19 protein-coding genes, 1 tRNA gene and 2 pseudogenes are annotated in these 17,269 nt (G+C 68.3%); 15 read left to right on the top strand and 7 right to left on the bottom strand.

From position 1 onward, the window contains the following. Positions 1–39: 39 nt before the first annotated feature. Positions 40–939 (bottom strand): LysR family transcriptional regulator, encoded by a 900-nt coding sequence (locus ACS5RC_RS13550; protein WP_478344399.1) that lies wholly within the window; start codon positions 937–939, stop codon positions 40–42. Positions 940–1,143: 204 nt separating this feature from the next. Between ACS5RC_RS13550 and ACS5RC_RS13545 the strand changes: the two genes are divergently transcribed. From ACS5RC_RS13545 to rfbA, 5 genes are all read left to right on the top strand, one after another. Further along, positions 1,144–2,307 carry a mandelate racemase/muconate lactonizing enzyme family protein gene (locus tag ACS5RC_RS13545; RefSeq protein WP_478344398.1) on the top strand — a complete coding sequence of 388 codons (1,164 nt, stop codon included), beginning with the start codon at positions 1,144–1,146 and terminating at the stop codon, positions 2,305–2,307. Between the two features lie 179 nt (positions 2,308–2,486). Next, complete coding sequence (rfbC, locus tag ACS5RC_RS13540) at positions 2,487–3,038, top strand: dTDP-4-dehydrorhamnose 3,5-epimerase (RefSeq protein ID WP_478344397.1); 552 nt, start codon at positions 2,487–2,489, stop codon at positions 3,036–3,038. A gap of 29 nt (positions 3,039–3,067) precedes the next feature. Beyond that, positions 3,068–4,147, top strand: coding sequence for a dTDP-glucose 4,6-dehydratase (rfbB, locus tag ACS5RC_RS13535; RefSeq protein WP_478344396.1), 1,080 nt, complete (start codon positions 3,068–3,070; stop codon positions 4,145–4,147). A gap of 7 nt (positions 4,148–4,154) precedes the next feature. After that, positions 4,155–5,054, top strand: coding sequence for a dTDP-4-dehydrorhamnose reductase (rfbD, locus tag ACS5RC_RS13530; RefSeq protein ID WP_478344395.1), 900 nt, complete (start codon positions 4,155–4,157; stop codon positions 5,052–5,054). A gap of 13 nt (positions 5,055–5,067) precedes the next feature. Then, on the top strand, positions 5,068–5,952 hold the full coding sequence (rfbA, locus tag ACS5RC_RS13525; protein WP_478344394.1) for a glucose-1-phosphate thymidylyltransferase RfbA: 885 nt from the start codon (positions 5,068–5,070) through the stop codon (positions 5,950–5,952). A gap of 153 nt (positions 5,953–6,105) precedes the next feature. Here the strand turns inward: rfbA and ACS5RC_RS13520 are convergent, their stop codons facing one another. After that, a complete protein-coding gene (locus tag ACS5RC_RS13520; RefSeq protein ID WP_478344393.1) occupies positions 6,106–6,486 on the bottom strand; it encodes a TonB family protein in 381 nt (126 codons plus the stop codon). A gap of 207 nt (positions 6,487–6,693) precedes the next feature. On the opposite strand from ACS5RC_RS13520, the gene ACS5RC_RS13515 reads away from it, so the two are divergent. Continuing rightward, on the top strand, positions 6,694–6,927 hold the full coding sequence (locus tag ACS5RC_RS13515) for a hypothetical protein (RefSeq protein WP_478344392.1): 234 nt from the start codon (positions 6,694–6,696) through the stop codon (positions 6,925–6,927). A 109-nt stretch (positions 6,928–7,036) separates the two neighbouring features. Next, positions 7,037–7,450 carry a hypothetical protein gene (locus ACS5RC_RS13510; RefSeq protein WP_478344391.1) on the top strand — a complete coding sequence of 138 codons (414 nt, stop codon included), beginning with the start codon at positions 7,037–7,039 and terminating at the stop codon, positions 7,448–7,450. 138 nt (positions 7,451–7,588) lie between these two features. On the opposite strand, the gene ACS5RC_RS13505 is transcribed toward ACS5RC_RS13510, so the two are convergent. Beyond that, the gene (locus tag ACS5RC_RS13505; protein ID WP_478344390.1) at positions 7,589–8,272 is read right to left on the bottom strand and encodes a TetR/AcrR family transcriptional regulator; all 684 of its coding nucleotides are present in this window, start codon (positions 8,270–8,272) and stop codon (positions 7,589–7,591) included. 928 nt (positions 8,273–9,200) lie between these two features. Between ACS5RC_RS13505 and ACS5RC_RS13500 the strand changes: the two genes are divergently transcribed. Next, positions 9,201–9,509 (top strand): hypothetical protein, encoded by a 309-nt coding sequence (locus ACS5RC_RS13500; RefSeq protein WP_478344762.1) that lies wholly within the window; start codon positions 9,201–9,203, stop codon positions 9,507–9,509. Between the two features lie 63 nt (positions 9,510–9,572). Here the strand turns inward: ACS5RC_RS13500 and ACS5RC_RS13495 are convergent. Continuing rightward, positions 9,573–10,016 (bottom strand): annotated as a pseudogene (locus ACS5RC_RS13495) (GGDEF domain-containing protein); the annotation flags it as partial. A 27-nt stretch (positions 10,017–10,043) separates the two neighbouring features. Between ACS5RC_RS13495 and ACS5RC_RS13490 the strand changes: the two are divergent. The 3 genes from ACS5RC_RS13490 (at position 10,044) to ACS5RC_RS13480 (ending at position 11,651) form a co-directional block, all read left to right on the top strand. Then, a tRNA-Arg gene (locus ACS5RC_RS13490) sits at positions 10,044–10,120 on the top strand. Positions 10,121–10,418: 298 nt separating this feature from the next. Beyond that, positions 10,419–10,802: a hypothetical protein gene (locus ACS5RC_RS13485; protein WP_478344389.1), complete on the top strand. Its 384-nt coding sequence runs from the start codon at positions 10,419–10,421 to the stop codon at positions 10,800–10,802. A gap of 357 nt (positions 10,803–11,159) precedes the next feature. Continuing rightward, the gene (locus ACS5RC_RS13480; RefSeq protein WP_478344388.1) at positions 11,160–11,651 is read left to right on the top strand and encodes a Ros/MucR family transcriptional regulator; all 492 of its coding nucleotides are present in this window, start codon (positions 11,160–11,162) and stop codon (positions 11,649–11,651) included. 103 nt (positions 11,652–11,754) lie between these two features. Here the strand turns inward: ACS5RC_RS13480 and ACS5RC_RS13475 are convergent, their stop codons facing one another. Both ACS5RC_RS13475 and ACS5RC_RS13470 read right to left on the bottom strand, forming a co-directional pair. Continuing rightward, positions 11,755–12,003: a hypothetical protein gene (locus ACS5RC_RS13475; protein ID WP_478344387.1), complete on the bottom strand. Its 249-nt coding sequence runs from the start codon at positions 12,001–12,003 to the stop codon at positions 11,755–11,757. Between the two features lie 163 nt (positions 12,004–12,166). Further along, positions 12,167–12,664, bottom strand: coding sequence for a Ros/MucR family transcriptional regulator (locus ACS5RC_RS13470; RefSeq protein WP_478344386.1), 498 nt, complete (start codon positions 12,662–12,664; stop codon positions 12,167–12,169). A 243-nt stretch (positions 12,665–12,907) separates the two neighbouring features. Here ACS5RC_RS13470 and ACS5RC_RS13465 point away from each other — a divergent pair. The 3 genes and pseudogenes from ACS5RC_RS13465 to ACS5RC_RS13455 all read left to right on the top strand — a co-directional run bounded on the left by ACS5RC_RS13465 (position 12,908) and on the right by ACS5RC_RS13455 (position 16,234). Beyond that, positions 12,908–14,090, top strand: a protein-coding gene (locus tag ACS5RC_RS13465; RefSeq protein WP_478344385.1) for an IS3 family transposase whose coding sequence is annotated in 2 segments (ribosomal slippage) — positions 12,908–13,177 and positions 13,179–14,090 — 1,182 coding nt in all. Because the reading frame shifts where the segments join, the coding sequence is not laid out codon by codon here. A 763-nt stretch (positions 14,091–14,853) separates the two neighbouring features. Next, positions 14,854–15,033 (top strand): annotated as a pseudogene (locus tag ACS5RC_RS13460) (YrrC family ATP-dependent DNA helicase); the annotation flags it as partial. Between the two features lie 205 nt (positions 15,034–15,238). Next, entirely contained in the window at positions 15,239–16,234 is a 996-nt protein-coding gene (locus ACS5RC_RS13455) for a hypothetical protein (RefSeq protein ID WP_478344384.1), read from the top strand. Between the two features lie 288 nt (positions 16,235–16,522). Here ACS5RC_RS13455 and ACS5RC_RS13450 read toward each other — a convergent pair whose 3' ends face one another. Continuing rightward, positions 16,523–16,675 carry a hypothetical protein gene (locus tag ACS5RC_RS13450; RefSeq protein ID WP_478344383.1) on the bottom strand — a complete coding sequence of 51 codons (153 nt, stop codon included), beginning with the start codon at positions 16,673–16,675 and terminating at the stop codon, positions 16,523–16,525. 279 nt (positions 16,676–16,954) lie between these two features. Here ACS5RC_RS13450 and ACS5RC_RS13445 point away from each other — a divergent pair, with 279 nt between their 5' ends. Then, on the top strand, positions 16,955–17,158 hold the full coding sequence (locus tag ACS5RC_RS13445) for an Rmf/CrpP family protein (RefSeq protein ID WP_478344382.1): 204 nt from the start codon (positions 16,955–16,957) through the stop codon (positions 17,156–17,158). Positions 17,159–17,269: the final 111 nt, after the last annotated feature.

Raw genomic sequence — 17,269 nt, 5'->3', positions numbered from 1 at the left:
TAAACGTCGGACCCGGCGCCTCTCATCCCGGGCACGGCCTCAGGACGCGCGGTCGGCCAGGTAATCCCAGAGCGCGTCGGCGGCTCGGTTGCGGCACGCCAGGGATCGGAACAGCCGGATCTCGATCGGGATGTCGAACGATTCGCCACCGGCCCGGACGAGCAGGCCGCGCGCCCGGTCGTCGGCTGCCAGGGTCTGCGGCAGCCAGGCGACGCCGTGGCCGTCCCGCGCCATCGTCATCAGCGTCGCCGCGAGATGCGAGGTGAGCGCCGTCGCCATATGGCTCCGGTCGTGGCCCCGGCAGGCCGCGAGGATGCGGCCGAGGCCCGAGGCCCGGCTGTAGGCGAGATAGGGGACCGGCGCGGGAGCCGCCGCGGGCAGGCACCACCGCGCCCGGCCATCCGGGTCCGCTGCGCAGAGCGGCACCAGCACGTCGCGGCCGACGGGGATGCTCGGGAAGCGCTCGGGCTCGAAGCGCGTGCGCGCATCGGGGTGGGCGTGGCAGAGCAGGAAGTGGACCTCCCCGCCCAGCATGATGGCCTCGCAGGCCTCCATGCTGTCGGAGACGAGGTTGAGCCCTCCGAGGGCCTGGCCCTGCATCAGCCCGCGGATCCAGGTCGGGAAGAAGGTGAACGACAGGGCATGCGTCGCCGCGATCGACAGCGTCGCCGTATCCCGCGCGCCGGCGGCCTGCGCGTCCCGTCTGGCCCGCTCCAGGTCGCGCATCAGCTCGTGGGCGGCGGGCCGGAAGCTGAGGCCGGCGGGCGTGAGCGTCGCGCCCTGCGCGCCCCGCACGAACAGCGCCGTGCCGACCCACTCCTCCAGGGCGCGGATGCGCCGGCTGAAGGCCGGCTGGGACACGTTCCGCGCCGCGGCCGCGCGCGAGAAGGTCCGCTGCTCGGCCAAGGCCAGGAGGTCTCTCAGCCAGTCGGTGTCCATGCCCGATGCCGTTTGCGCATAGCGTGTTCCGAACATGGCATTGGCCGGGCGACGGCGTCCAGGCGTACGGCAAGCCTCCGCCAGAGGGGCCCCGCCGTCGCAGGCCCGGCCACGGGTCCGCGTTCGCCGCGTCCGAGCCGCCCGATCTCGAAGCCCGATCCCTCGCGGCCTCCCGACCCGCCCCGGCATCCCAGGAGAGCACCCATGCGCATCGTCGACGTCCGGGAGGTCACCAAGCCGATCTCGTCCCCCATCCGCAACGCCTATATCGACTTCTCGAAGATGACCGCGAGCCTCGTGGCCGTCGTCACGGACGTCGAGCGCGACGGCCGCCGGGTGGTGGGCTACGGCTTCAACTCGAACGGTCGCTACGGCCAGGGCGGGCTCATCCGCGAGCGCTTCCGCGACCGCCTCCTGCAGGCCGATCCGACGAGCGTGCTGAGCGAGGCCGGCGACAACCTCGATCCGCACAAGCTCTGGGCGGCGATGATGACCAACGAGAAGCCCGGCGGCCACGGCGAGCGCTCGGTGGCGGTGGGCACCCTCGACATGGCGATCTGGGACGCCACCGCCAAGATCGCCGGCAAGCCGCTGTTCCGCCTGCTCGCCGAGCGGAAGGGCGTCGCGGCGAACCCGCGCGTCTTCGTCTACGCGGCGGGCGGCTACTATTATCCGGGCAAGGACGACACCCAGCTGCGCGCCGAGATGCGCGGCTATCTCGACCGCGGCTACACGGTGGTGAAGATGAAGATCGGCGGCGCGTCGATCGGGGAGGACCAGCGCCGCATCGAGGCCGTGCTGAGGGAGATCGAGGGCCGGGCGCAACTCGCCGTCGACGCGAACGGCCGCTTCGACCTCGAACAGGCCGTCGCCTACGCCAAGATGCTGCGGCCATACCCGCTGTTCTGGTACGAGGAGGCCGGCGACCCGCTCGACTACGCCCTGCAGGCGGCGCTGTCCGAGTTCTATCCGGGCCCGATGGCGACCGGCGAGAACCTGTTCTCGCACCAGGACGCGCGCAACCTGTTGCGCTACGGCGGGATGCGCCCGGACCGGGACTGGCTCCAGTTCGACTGCGCCCTGTCCTACGGGCTCGTGGAGTACCTGCGCACCCTCGACGTGCTGCACCAGTTCGGCTGGTCGCCGTCGCGCTGCATCCCGCATGGCGGCCATCAGATGTCGCTCAACATCGCGGCCGGCCTCGGGCTCGGCGGCAACGAGAGCTATCCGGACCTGTTCCAGCCCTATGGCGGCTTCCCGGACGGGGTGCGCGTCGAGGACGGCCACATCGTCATGCCGGAGCTGCCCGGTATCGGCTTCGAGGGCAAGGCGGACCTGATCGCGGTCATGCGCGCGCTGGCCGCCTAGGCGATGCCCACGAACGCCTCGCGAGGCGAGGGCCGGCAGGTCCATCGCGCACGCGATCGCGTGCCGCCTCTTGCCCGTGGCGCGGCTTGACAACGTCCGTCTATCCGCCGAAGCCCCGCTGATGCGAGACGGCGCGCGACGATCCTGCCGTCGCGCGAACGGAACGTGAGGGGACACCGGTGGACGTGGTGGAGACCGCTATCCCGGCGGTGAAGCTGGTGCGGCCGATGCGGCACGGGGATGCGCGCGGCTGGTTCTCGGAGACCTACCGCGCCGATGCGCTGGAGAGGGCCGGCATCGCCTGCGCCTTCGTGCAGGACAACCAATCCTTCTCCGCGCCCAAGGGCACCATCCGCGGCCTGCACTTCCAGATCGCCCCCCAGGCCCAGGCCAAGCTCGTGCGCGTGCTCAGCGGCGCCATCCTCGACGTCGCGGTCGACCTGCGCCGCGCCTCGCCGACCTACGGGCGCCACGTCGCCGTGACCCTCGACGCGGAGAGCGGCGAGCAGCTCTTCATCCCGCACGGCTTCGCCCACGGCTTCTGCACGCTGACGCCCGACGTCATGATCGCCTACAAGGTCGACGCCTACTACTCGCCCGCCCACGACAAGGCGCTCGCCTTCGACGATCCCGACGTCGCCATCGCCTGGCCGGTCGAGGCCGCCAGCGCCATCCTGTCGGACAAGGACCGGCGCGCGCCGCGCCTCGCCGATCTCGGCCCGATGTTCTGACGGCCGCGCAGGTACAAGGAACCTCTCCCATGCGTGTCCTGGTGACCGGCGGCTGCGGCTTCATCGGCTCCGCCCTCGTCCTGCACCTCGTGCACGACCTCGGCCACACCGTGACCACCGTCGATGCCATGACCTACGCGGCCAACCCGGTCTCGCTGGCCTCCCTCGCCGACGATCCGCGCCACCGCCTGATCGAGGCCGACATCTGCGACGGCCCGGCCATCGCCCGCATCGTCGCGGAGTTCCGGCCCGACGCCGTCATGCACCTGGCCGCCGAGAGCCATGTCGACCGCTCGATCACGGATCCGGGCGCCTTCATCCGCACCAACGTCATCGGCACCCAGGTGATGCTCGACGCCGCGCGCGCCCATTACGAGAGCCTGTCGGGCGCCTCCCGCGCGGCCTTCCGGTTCCTGCACGTCTCCACCGACGAGGTCTACGGCTCGCTCCAGCCCGGCGCGTTCTTCACCGAGGCGAGCCGCTACGACCCGCGCTCGCCCTACTCGGCCTCGAAGGCCGCCTCCGACCATCTCGCGCGGGCCTGGCACGAGACCTACGGCCTGCCGGTCCTCGTCACCAACTGCTCGAACAATTACGGGCCGCGCCATTTCCCCGAGAAGCTCATCCCGCTGATGATCCTCAACGCGCTCGAGGGCAAACCCCTGCCGGTCTACGGCGACGGCCTGAACGAGCGCGACTGGATCCACGTCGAGGACCACGCCCGCGGGCTCGTCGCGGTGCTCGAGCGCGGTCGCGTCGGCGAGACCTACCTCCTCGGCGGCAAGGCGGTGCGCAACAACCTCGCGGTGGTGAAGGCGCTCTGCGCGGCCTTCGACCGGCTCCGGCCCGAGGCCGGTCCGCACGAGCGGCTGATCACCTTCGTCACGGACCGGCCCGGCCACGATCGCCGCTACGCGATCGACCCCGCCAAGGCCGAGGCCGAGCTCGGCTGGAGCCCGCGCAGGACCTTCGAAGAGGCGCTGGAGGCGACGATCGCGTGGTATCTCGCCAACGCGGCGTGGTGGCGCCCGATCCGCGAGGGCCGCTACACGGGCGAGCGCCTCGGCCTGACCGCCGGGCGCCCGCACAGCCCCGCGCAGGCGGGCTGAGCCCGGCATGGACATCCTGATCCTCGGCGGCGCGGGCCAGGTCGGCACGGAGCTGCGGGCGCTGGAGCGTCCGGACGGCGTCGCGCTCCACGCGCCGACGCGGGACGCGCTCGACATCACCGATGCGGACGCCGTCGCCGCCGCCCTCGACGCGCGCGCCTACGGCGCCGTGATCAACGCGGCGGCCTACACCGCCGTCGACAAGGCCGAGTCCGATGTGGCGGCGGCGTGGCGGCTCAACGCCCTGGCGCCCGCGATCCTGGCGGCCGAGACGGCGCGGCGCGCCGTCCCGCTCGTGCAGGTCTCGACCGACTACGTCTTCGACGGCAGCCGGTCCGGCGCCTACGAGCCGGGCGATCCGATCGCGCCGCAGAGCGTCTACGGGGCGAGCAAGGCGGGCGGGGAGCTCGCGGTCCGCACCGCCAACCCGCGCCACGCGATCCTGCGCACCGCCTGGGTGGTGAGCCCGCACCGGGGCAACTTCGTGAAGACGATGCTGCGGCTCTCGGCCGAGCGCGACGCGCTCGGCGTCGTCGACGACCAGCAGGGCTGCCCGACCTCGGCCGCCGACCTCGCGGCGGCCTTGCTGCGGGTGGCGCTGCGGCTGGCCGAGGACGAGCGGGCGCCGACCGGCACCTTCCACTGCGTGAACGCGGGGGCCGTCACGTGGTGCGGCTTCGCGCGGGCCATCGTGGCCGGCAGCGCGCGCCGCGGCGGGCGCAGCGTGCCGGTCGCCGGCATCCCGACCAGCGCCTACCCGACCCCGGCCCGGCGGCCGGCCAATTCCGTGCTCTCGACCGAGAGCCTCGCGGCCGCCTACGGCATCACGATGCGGCCCTGGGCCGCCGCGCTCGAGGACATCCTCGATCGCCTCGTCGGGCCGGCCGATCCGGAGGCGACACCATGAAGGGCCTGGCACCATGAAGGGCATCGTTCTGGCCGGCGGCTCCGGCACGCGGCTCCACCCGGCCACGCTGTCGATCAACAAGCAGCTGCTGCCGGTCTACGACAAGCCGATGATCTACTACCCGGTCTCGGTGCTGATGCTGGCCGGGATCCGCGAGATCCTGATCATCTCCAGCCCGGAGCACCTGGGCAACTACCAGCGCCTGTTCGGCACGGGCGAGCAGTTCGGCGTCCGCTTCAGCTACGCGCTCCAGCCGCGGCCCGAGGGCCTGGCGCAGGCCTTCGTGATCGGGCGCGACTTCGTGGGCGCGGACGACGTGGCGCTGATCCTCGGCGACAACCTGTTCTTCGGCGCGGGCCTGAGCGAGCTCCTGGCGCGCGCGGCCGGCCGCGGGGCGGGCGCGACGGTGTTCGCCTACCATGTCGACAACCCGCAGGCCTACGGCGTGGTGACGCTCGACGCCGCCGGGCGTCCGCTGCGGCTGGTGGAGAAGCCGGCCGAGCCGGAATCGACCTGGGCGGTCACGGGCCTGTATTTCTACGACAATCAGGTGCTCGACATCGCGGCCGCGGTGAAGCCCTCGGCCCGCGGCGAGCTCGAGATCACCAGCGTGAACGAGGCCTATCTGGAACGCGGGCAGCTGCACGTGGAGCGGATGGGCCGGGGCTATGCCTGGCTCGACACCGGCACCCACGACAGCCTGCTGGAGGCCTCCGAGTTCGTGCGCACGCTGCAGAACCGCCAGGGCCTGCAGGTGGCCTGCCTGGAGGAGATCGCGTTCCTGCAGGGCTTCATCGGGCGCGAGCAGCTCATCGCCCACGGCGAGCTCTACCAGAAGACCGCCTACGGCCGGAATCTCCTCCGGCTCGCCAAGGAGCATGAGGGCCGCGCGTCCTGATCCGCGCCGCGCGGGCAGTCCCGGGACGCCCGCGCATCTCATCGATACGCCGACCGGATCGGGCGCGGTCGCACGCCTGCGATCGCCGCGACGGGGGCACCAGGTTCGGGCCAGAGCGCGCCGTCCAGGTCGGCGGCGGCGACGGATGGGCCCTCACCGCGGGCGGTCGGCGATCCTCAGCGGGAAGGCCAGTTCGGTGGAATCGTCGGGGGCGAGCAATTCCCGCGGCGGCGGACCGAAGGGGCCAGCCGCCGAGATGGCGGTCCTCAGGCGGTTCAGCACGGCCTCGGGGGGCGGCCGGCTCCCGAACGTGACGTCGAGGACGGTGCCGTCCGCGGCGACGCGCAGGCGCACGTCGACGGTCCGGGCCGGGCGCGACCCGGGGCCCCCCGCCACCGCAGCGGTCGTGCCTCCCACGCGCTCCACCACGCCCGACACCCAGGCGCGGGCGGCACGGCCGACCGCATCCTTGGCCGAGACCGGGCCGAACAGAACGATGAAGCCCAAGGCACCCGCCGCGATGCGTGCCAGCATGTCAGTCCATCTCCCGTGACATCCGGACCGCAGCGATGACGGGCATGCCGCCGCCGCGACCGGACAAGGCGGCGCGCCTCGGACCCTGCGATACCGAAGGCGGAGGCCTGTCCGCAACGACAACGGAACAGACCAGTATCTTTACCGTTCCCTGTCGGACCCCTGCCCCGGGCGGATGCCCGGGCCGACCGAGACGGAACCGATCCGATGGCGAAGCCCTCCGTCCCCTGCGCCGTGGTCCTGGGCCTGCTCGCCGCCGGCCCGAACGGGGCGAGGGCCGGTGAGCAGGAGCAGGCGGCGCTGTGCCGCGACGACGTCCTGCGCCTCTGCCTGACGGCGATACCCGACCGCGGGCGGATCGTGGCCTGCATGAGGGCGCAGCGAGTCAGCCTGAGCCCCGGCTGCAGGGCCGTCATCGACGCCGGCCCGCGGGGCCGGTGACCTCCGGCGCTCCGCCCGCCCGGCACCGGGCGGCGTGCGCCCAATCCTCCCCCATCCCGATGGCGGCTCGGCCGCCTGGACCCGGATGCGACCCGTGAGACGAGACCCCATGATCAGACCCGTCCTTGCCCTCGGGCTCCTCGCGGCCCTCGCCCTGCCCGCGCACGCCCAGGAGGAGTCCCCGGTCGGGAGGCCGAAGCTGCTGGTGCACGGCAATTACTGCGGGCCCGGCAACAACGCCCCCGCCGCGCCGATCGATCAGTTGGATGCGGCCTGCGCCCGCCACGATGCTTGCACGCCGGACGAGGGCCTGCCCTCGAAGGCCTGCAACAGGCGCCTGCAGGCGGAGGCCGAGCAGATCGCCTCCGACCCGGGCCAGCCCGAAGACCTCCGCATGATGGCCGGGCTGGTCGCCTCCGGCGCCGCCATGATGGCGTCCGCCCCGCCCGCCCGTGGCGGTCCGTCCGCCGCCCGCACCGCGATCGCCTCCCCCCGCCTTCTCCCCGCCTCCACCGCGGAGTGAGGCCAGGAGCCCAAGGGCTCGTCCGAGGCCGGGCCGGCGCGGCGGGTGCAGGCGGGAGCGTGCCGGGCCTGTGGCCGTCGTCCGCCGGATCTCTCGGGGCATGAGGCACGCCATGCGACACGGTGCGCGGGCCCCGTCCTACGGAGCCGCCCCGTCGATCGCCGCGTCGCGCGTGCGGCACGCCGCCATGAAGAAGGCGATGGCGCGTTTCAGGCTCTCCCGCTTCACATGCGACAGGCCGGGGCGCTCCAGGCCGAGTTCCGCCCTGTCGATGAAACCCCGCACGGCGATGCTGAGGAACAGGTCGGCGGCGTGCCTGACATCGTCCACCCCGATCTCGCCGCTGGCGGCTCCTTCCTCCAGGCACCGCTCGATCAGCGGGGCGACCCGGGCGCCCCCGAAATCGTGCAGCAGCTGGGCGAATTCCGGGAAGCGCGCGGCTTCCGCGACGATGACCCGGCGGACCGCGATGGCATCGACGGTGAGGGCGGCCTCCAGGAGCGCGAGCGCGACGCGGTGGAGCCGCTCCGCGATGGGGCCCTCCAGCGCCGCCGCCCGCTCGATGGACGGCACGTTCTCCTCGATGAACCGGACGAGGACGGCCTCGAAGAGGTCCTCCTTCGAGGTGAAGCGCGCGTAGATGGTCTTCTTGGAGAGGCCCGCCGACCCGGCGATGGCGTCGATGCTCGCGGCCTCGTAGCCTTCCTTCAGGAAGACCGGCTTCGCCGCCGCGAGGATGCGGAGCGTCGCCTCTCCCTCGGACCCCCGTGGGGGGCGGCCGACGCGGCTCGGCGTCCTGGGGATCGTCTCCCGGGCCTTCACTGGCTGTCTCGCGCCGTCACGGAAACGTGTAGCGGGCATTATGCACGGGCGGCAGGGCGGGGATAGGGCCGCCGCCGGCCGTTGCTGTGCGCCGGGATTGCCCGTCGGGTGCGGCTGCGTGAGGCGGAACGGGATCGATAAGGAACGTCGGGGTTTCCTTACTCGATCCCTCCTCGTTGGCGGGCGGACGCTTCGGCCGGAACGCCGGGCGCGATGACGGCGGCTCGGGCGGCGGGGCTCGCGGTGTGGGCGTGCTCCCGCGCCGGCCTGGAGCCGGTCGGCCGCGGGCGCGGCCTCGCGACGATGGGCGATCCGATGGACCGGCGGCCGTTCACGAGCGGTCCGCACGGTCTCGATGCGTGACGTGGCCACATGTCCGTCGCGGCACTTGCGATGATGGTATTCATGTCATCCTGCGAGAGGAGGCGCATTCGTCCGCACGTGGAGAGGAGTCCGATGTGCAGGTCGTGCTATCGACGCCTGTCGTAGGCGGTGACTTCCAGCCCTTGAAGATGACATACGCTCGGATAGACTCGGCAGCGATGAACTAATTCTCGGTTTTGACTCCCGTATTCGATCCTATGACGGATTTAGCGGCATGCGGATCGACGATTCGCGGGCTGCCTTAAAGGGACGTCAATGGCGGGACGCTAACGTCGATCGCCTCGGACGTCGGCGAACGGCAAGATTCCGGCTCCTCGAACCCAGTCGAAGCCTGGACCTGCACCGCAAGCACCGTGACCACCCTCATCCACCCCCGCCCTGCAGCGGCGTGCGCACCGATCGGCAGGCATCCGCGCCTGCCCCTTGCCGCCGGGCACCGGCCGCCGGCCGGGGCGAGGCTCGCCGGATCCGCGCGCGGCGACGGGGCCGAGACCGCGCCGGGGCGTGTGGCTGTCGCGCCAGCCTGGGCGCTGTAAGGATCCTCATGTCGGACGTGCCTCTCCTCTCGACGCGCACCCTCTCGGAGGCCGGCCGGCGGCGCCTGGCGGACCCGCTGAAGCAGGTGCAGCACGCCGGTCCGGATCTCGGCACGCGCGTGCCCCACATCCATGCCGCCGCCATGACCTTCCGGGAGATCGCTCACGAACTGCGTCAGGCCGCGGAGGAGCCTCTCCTGGGCGAAGCGGAGATCCGGCTGTTCGACCCCGCGGTCGGGTCGATGCTTCTGGATCTGGCCGTCGCCATCGACGGATTGGCCGACCTCGCAGCCGAGCATCCGCGCGCGCCGCGGTAGGGCCCGAATCCGGGACGGCCGCAGCGTCCGCGACCGACCGGCGCCGATGCCGGTCCCCGGGATCGCCAGCGCGGCCATCGCGGCGTGCACCGTTCCGGCGACATGCCGCGCGCCGGGCTCGCTCGTGCCCGGCAACAGGAGCACGAACGCCGCGCCGCCGATCCGGCAGACGCGGTCGCCGGGCCGGCGGACGCTCGCGGCGAGGCAGCGCGCTAGACCCTTGAGCACCTCGTCACCCATGGCCTGGCCGCAGAGGTCGTTGCAGCGCTTGAACGGGTCGGCATCGACGACGAACAGAGCTGGCGCCCCTCGGCTCCGGCCTTGCGTGGAGGCAGGCCGGAGATGTCGTCGCCCACGGCTCCCCCAACCCCGCCGCCCCGGGGCGCCTGAGGGCGGCCCTCGGGACTCGTCCCCTGCGTCGTGGCGGCCTGTTTCCGAGAGCGCGCCCCTCCGCCCGGCCGGCTTTTTCCCCGGGCGGAGGGGCCCTTGACCCTGGCCGCAGGGCATGGTGTTTCGGCCCGCGCTGACGTCCCAGACTCCGTAGCTCAGCTGGATAGAGCAGCCGCCTTCTAAGCGGCAGGTCGTAGGTTCGAGCCCTACCGGGGTCGCCAGCAATAAGCCCGCTAGGTCAATGACTTGGCGGGTTTTTCAACACCCCCTCCCCTGCCCTTTCGGCTTGCAACACGCTGCAACACGATCCCTGATTTTACAATGGGTTACGGTGGGCCGTAGGCGGGTCCGTGCAACACTGGTGGAACACGGAAAACGTGGCCGCGGGTCGCCATCCAAACCTCGCACCAGAGAGCCGACAGCGGATCTTGGAGGCCAAGGGTGAGCCTTGTGAGCGCCATCCTGGCCGCTAGCTGACATGAGACCGGCCAAGGCCGGGGCCTAACGCTGGAGGATCCGATGCGTGTTCTGATGGTGGGATACGAGCCCGAAGCGGTCGACTTTTCGGACCCCGCTCTCCCGCCCGGGCTCAACGCCGAGAAGATCCACCATGGGATCAAGATCGCGCTGGAGGACATGCGCGCCCGCGGTTGGACGGCCGAGCATTGCTTCGTCCGGCCGGACGATCAGGCCGGCCCGATCCTGAAGCAGATGCTCACCCCCAGCACCTACGATTGCCTCGTGACCGGCGCCGGGTTGCGCTCTTGGCCACGGCACCTGCCGGTATGCGAGATCCTCAACAACACGGGCCGAGATGTCGCGCCGAGGCTTCCGATCGCCTTCAATTCAAGGCCGGAGGACAGTGGCGATGCCGTCGAGCGCGTGTGCGGCACGCGCTTCTAACCCTCGCAGCCTTCTAATCCCTATCGCTGATCAACGACCCGGCACGGTTGAGGGTTGGTGCACTCCCAGCCGGCTGTGTTGGAAGGCCAGATGAGCCCTCGTCGTGGGCTCAGCGCTGCGGCATGTTGGCCCTATCTGTCAAACCTTCGACACCCCGACCAGTCGTACGCCGCCCGTGAAATATAGCAGCTGGCACAGCGCGGTGCGCTCGGCTCTAAGGCATCAAGTCCCAGATTTTGCGCGGCGATTGCCGCCACCTGCACAACTTTCATGGATAACCAGTTCGCCTGCTGCTTGATTTCGGAACATTGAAGGTAGATCTAGCGGCGCGGGGGGGCTTCGAACCGGACAGAGTTAATGACACAAGAAATGGCAGGTCAGTCAGCTGACCTCATCGAGCTCGCAGGCGACATCGTCTGCGCCTACGTCTCCAACAACTCACTGCCCGCCGCTGAGCTTGGCGCTCTACTTGGGCGCGTGCACACCGCGCTTGTCGGCTTGACCAATGGTGGGGCCAGCGTCTCGCAGTCTGTCCCGTCTGAGGAGATCGAGAGGCCGTCACCTGCGCAGATTCGGCGCTCCGTGACGGATGATGGCATCGTCAGCTTTCTGGATGGGAAGACCTACAAGACGCTCAAGCGCCACCTGACCCGGTATGGCCTGACGCCGAGGTCTTACTGCGAACGTTACGGCCTTCCTGCCGACTACCCGATGGTGGCGCCAAGCTACGCAGCGCAACGCTCAGCGCTCGCTAAGCATATCGGCCTCGGCCGGCCCGGTGCTCAGGCAGAACGCGATCAGGCCAGCAACGAAGAAGCCCCACAAGCGCGCGGCCGGCGTCGCGCCTGACGCGTCAAGCGGATCAGAGCCAAACAGCAGAAGAGCCCTTCGCTGCCATAGCAGCAGGGGCTCTCTCGTTTGTTGATCTTGATCGGCCCGCCGGCTTATCGCGCTACGGAGCCACAGCGGCTGGGGCTAGCTTGTAGGGATCGGCCCAGCGCTTGCGCTCAACCGAAGCGCTGCGCTCATAGCCGGGGTGGACCACGCGGATGCTTGGCACCTCGATGCTGGGCGCCGGGCTTCGGACTGGCGGGTTTAGCGCCACGTCGCCGACTGTACGCTGCGGCATGACTTTCAAGGCCGCGGCTGTGAGCACGAAGGATGCGATCAGCACGATCAGGAATTCGCCCTTGCGGACCATCGTCGTCTCCAGAGCGTTCAAGGTGATCGATTCTCGTGCCGGACTGGCACAGCCTCGTGAGATCAGCCTGCAAGCTTTCACGAACCGTACCGACCCTTTGCGGCCGCAGCGGTATCCCGCCGCGGCGGGGCTGCGGGACGCTCGCCCGCTGAACGGCGAAGCCTCATTCGGCTGCGTCAGCTTTCTTCCGGCCGCGGCGCTTCGGAGCGTCCGATGCAGTTGCCGCAGGCACCGTCTCAGGAGCTGATTGGTCATCCTTCCGGCCGAGACCGAGATTGAGTGCCAGTGCCGAGCGCCGCGCCGAGTAGTTCGGCGCTGTGAAGGGGTAGTCGAGCGGCAGGCCGTAGCGCGCGCGGTAGCTTGCCGGGTCGAGGCCATGCTTCGACAGGTGCCGCTTCAGGATCTTGTAGCGCTTGCCGTCCACGAACGAGATCAGCGCGTCGGGCGTGATGCTCTTGCGGATCTCGGCCGGCGTCGGCTTGTCAAACTCCGGCTCGGTCGTCTTGGCAGGCTGCCCAAGGCCCGCGATGGCGGCGTGAACGCTGGTGATGAGGATAGGAAGCTCACCCGCCTGAATGTGGTTGCTGGTGAGATAGGCCGCCACGATGCTGGCCGTCAGTTCGACGTGTCCAACGTCTGCCAATTTGATGTTGTCGTTCATAGCGTCCTCTGCGTTGCGGGCAGAGACAATTCATAAACCAAGCACGATCTCAATCGGCTGGATCACGCATTCGCTGACTTTTCAGACAAAATCGATCAAAATGGCGATCGCCACTTGTCCAGCAGGCCTAAATCTAGCGGAACGTCTGCAAATAGAATTAGAGTTCTCGAACGCTGCTCTGATCCGCCCCCATTGAAGTGGTCCGCCCTTTGGTATGGCTTTTGAGCCTGGAGGACGGACAAGATGGCAAAGCACCCGAAGCCCGAGGAGATCGTCGCCAAGCTACGGCAGGCGGACGTGCTGATCTCACAGGGCCAGAGCGTGGCCGATGCAATCCGCGCGCTCGGTGTGAGTTCGGTGACATACTACCGGTGGCGACGTGAGTTCGGCGGGCTCAAGTCGGATCAAGTTCGACGGATGAAGAGTCTTGAGGCCGAGAATGCTCGGCTTCGAAAGGCGATTGCGGATCTCACCCTCGACAAGCTGATCTTGCAGGAGGCGTCCCGGGGAAGACGTCTCGAGCCCCGCTCGCCGACGCGCCTGTGTCGAGCACATCATGCGGACGATGACCGTCTCCGAGCGCCGCGCCTGTCGGGCGCTCGGACAGCATCGCTCAACACAGCGCAAGGTACCGCGGGGCCGCGACGACGAAGAGGCGCTGACGGCCGATCTCGTGGCGTTGGCCGAGAAGTACGGACGCTACGGGTACCGCAAGATCAGCGCATTGCTGAAGGCAGCCGGATGGTTCGTCAACGACAAGCGCGTCGAGCGCATTTGGCGGCGTGAGGGTCTGAAGGTCCCAGCCAGACAGCCCAAGCGGGGGCGGATCTGGGACAACGACGGCTCCTGTGTTCGTCTTCGCCCGGGACACCGCAATCACGTGTGGTCGTACGACTTCGTCGAGGCCCGCACGCACGATGGACGTAAGTTCCGGATGCTCAACGTGGTCGACGAGTTCACGCACGAATGCCTGACGATCCGCGTCGCCCGCAAGCTAAAGGCGATCGACGTCATCGACGTGCTCTCGGATTTGTTCATCCTGCGTGGCGTTCCTGTCCATATCCGTTCGGATAACGGCCCGGAGTTCGTTGCGAAGGCTGTCCAAGCTTGGATTACCGGCGTCGGAGCAAAGACGGCCTACATCACGCCAGGCTCACCATGGGAGAACGGTTACGTTGAGAGCTTCAACGCCCGCCTACGGGACGAACTCCTCAACGGCGAGATCTTCTACACACTTAAAGAGGCGGAGATCGTGATCGAAAGCTGGCGACGTCACTACAACAGCGTGCGCCCGCATGCCTCGCTCGGATACCGGCCGCCGGCCCCGGAGGTGTTCGTGCCAGCCTTCTCCGCGTGGCCAGCTGCGCTCGCCCGACCAGTTCCGCCGGCCAAGCGACTCGTGGCGGAGCGGCCAACCGTGCACTAACTTTACCCGCGGACCACCTCGTGGGGGCCGATCAGTTCTCTCGATAGCTCGCACATCTGCGGCACCAGTCCGACGTGAAGCAGAGGAGCGGTCGGCTTGAGACGAAGGCGGTGTGGAAACTGGGCATCACTCGAATGCGAGGCATCAGGTTGCCGCCGGCTTAAGGGGCATCGTGCAGCCTACTCGCATGTGGTGGAGATGATCCATGCGGGCACGGTTGGTAGTGGGCGCAGCGATCCTGGCCTTTGTCGGCAGCATACAGACTGCTGAAGCACGCCGACTTGGTTTCGGCCGGCTGTTCTCCGGCCGAGCGCCAGTGACATATCGGCCCGCCGCTGTGACCCCATCGGTCACCCCTCGCACCGAGGCGAGACCGGCAACCACGGTTGGCTATCTGCCAGGGGTCGCCATTACTCCCAGTGGGACGGTCGCAGTGGCGGCGGCAACTGCGGAGCCCGTTGCTGCAGCCGCAGAGCTCCGCAGTTCGCCTGAGCTCGCCTCAGCGCCCTCCCGCCCGCCAATGCCCGTGACGCCGCCTGTCCGAGAAGTGCGTGCCGCCACGCCAGCCTGCGCAGCGGACCGTCGCGTCGGCGGGCTCAGCGGAGCCGAGGGCGGCTTCTGCTTGATCAACTAGGCGGTGCAGCGTCGCTCGGCGTGGTCTGCCCCCCATGAAGGTCAGCATCATGCGACCACAGGAGGGTGTTTCGGGGTTCAGCCATCGAGCCGATATGTAGCTTCGGTACTCGACGTGGGCCGCGGCGGCATGGATCGGGCAGACAGATCGGTGACGGCCTCAAGGACGCCGCAGCATTCCGGCGGCGGCCAACCTGTCGAGGCGCTGGCTGGCACGATCGAGCGGGTCACCTTCCACAATGCCGAGACTGGCTTCTGCGTCCTGGAGGTGCAGGCCCGCGGCAAGCGCGACCTCGTGCCCGTCCTTGGCTTTGTCGGGGGTCAAGGTCACTAGCTGGTACTCGTAGGCCCAGGGCAGAACCGCGGCAGTTGAGCCGAGCGGCTTACGTCTCGACCAGCGGGTTCATCCCGTCACCGCAGAGTTGCAGCCAAGCGTTGCCATTCTGTAACAGGCACGGGCCCGTCTCCACGTCTACTCACGGTTGTGCGCATCGCACAGGGGACGGCACAGGATCATGATCGGGCAAGCTTCGTTGGCGAGACCCATCTCGCAACTCGCCTTGGCCCTATTGCTGACCTTGGGTCTCGCCGTCGTCCCTGGGTTTGCCGAGGAACAGGCGAACGACAAGGCCAAATCCTCGTCGAGCAGCGGTGGCTCTGGGGGCAAGAGCGACAAGTCAGACAAGCAGAAGGAGATCGATACCGAGCACCTATTCGGCTTCACTGAAGGGTCTGACGCCGGTGAGAAGGGCGAGCAGGAAGTGCTCGTCGACACGATCTCTCGCTTCAGCAAGCGTCGTGACGGCCCTGGCCCCTCCAGCTACCGCGTGCTCGACACACGGCTCTCCTACCAGTTCAACCCTGCCGACCGGTTCAGCATTGAGCTCAGCGCCTTCGGCAACTTGCGTCGACAGCGCAACATCGCAGACCTCGACGATAAATCCTTCGGTACCTTCGATGGCGCCTCGGTGGAATTGAAGTATCAGTTTCTGAAAGGATCAGCCGAGCAGCCATTGGGGATCGCCGTCGAGCTGCGCCCCCGCTTCACCCGGGTTCTGCCTATCGAGGGCAACGGCGCCAACGTGTTTGACATCGAGAGCCTTATCCAGCTCGACGTGCAACTCGTGCCCGGCAAGATCTGGTACGGCAGCAACATCAGCTTCGAGCCAGCTGCTGGGCGCCAACGGGGCTTTGCCGGCCAGGGTTACCGCTCCTCGACCTTTCTCTGGTCAAACGCAGTGGTCGGGCAGATTGCGGATGGTACCTTCATAGGTCCGGAGGTGCGCTACCTGCGCGGCTATGACGGGGTCTTTCTCAATCGGCTGGAGAGCGAGGCGGTGCTCGTCGGGCCGGTCCTGCATCGACGCTTCACCGAGAAGATCTGGCTAACGGTGGCCTACGCAGGCCAAGTCTGGGGGCGAGACACCGATCCCTCTTATGCTCGGCGCGGACTAGGCTTGAACCAGTTCGAGCGCCACAATCTGCGTGTGAAGCTCGGCATGGAATTCTAGCTAGGCAGGATTTCTGGGTCCAGTGACTAGAACGAGCCTATTAGATATAGGCAGCATTCAACTCAGGGCACGGATCCAAGCGCAGCTATAATCCCAATGACTGCGGTTACTGATGCAGAAAAACCGAACAGCGCAAGCAGGAGGGATGGAACCTGTGCTTCTGCGTTGCTTGCAGAATTCATTTGATCATTCCTCGGGCGCCTTTCAGGTCGGCATGAGTTCAGAACGCAAGCCTGATCGAGCTGGTTCCGACTTTTATGCGTCCCACCAGGCCGTCGGCTGACAGCGTCAGATCGGTCTCGCGCGCGCATGCTCGACTCGCGCCTCTGGACGCAGCATTTCGTAGATCGCCTTGCGCCGGGCGACCCTCCGGCCGCGCTCGGCGTCGGACGGCTCAGTGCGCATCAGGTTCTCGTCGATCCACTCAACCTCATAGGCCACGAAGAACCACGATCGCGTCATAGGATCGCGATACTGAAGCAAATCAGGTGCGGCCCGGACCCATTCAGGCCCTGAGGCATTTCTCCTGCTCATCTGACAGGAAAACAGACATGGCCCTCTTCTTCGCTCTGCTTCTGCTTCTGCCGCCGCTTGGCTTTGCCGCCTTCGAACTCAGCCGAATGAAAGGGGAACTGAAACAGCTTTAACAGCCGACCCAAACCCCTCGGCCAAGCCACAGCGCAAGGCCTGAGTTCACGCCTGAGCTAACAGGAGACCATCGTGTCATCAGAAGGCGCAACAGCCAGCGACAGCCCCTTCATCAAGGGACGCAACGCTCACTTGTACGGGAAGGCGCGGGAGAGCTGCCCCTATCCTGAAGGCTCAGAGGACCGCGAGGCGTGGCTTCAGGCCTTCGACGAGGCCAGCACGCCTGAGGCCGACATCGACCTGGGCACGGTCGACGATGTGAGCAATCGCCGGTGATGCTTTAGCTCGTGCTGCCGGAACCTAAGTCTCAACCCTGGCTTGAGCCTTTGAGAGCCGCCGGTCCCCCACTGGCCTGGCTCAAAACTCAGCCCGCCCGGCAGCCGCCGT

The organism is Methylobacterium sp. HJ2 (genome assembly GCF_056431005.1).
The sequence above is the reverse complement of the archived record's forward strand: the minus strand, read 5'-3'. Positions and strand labels throughout refer to the sequence as shown.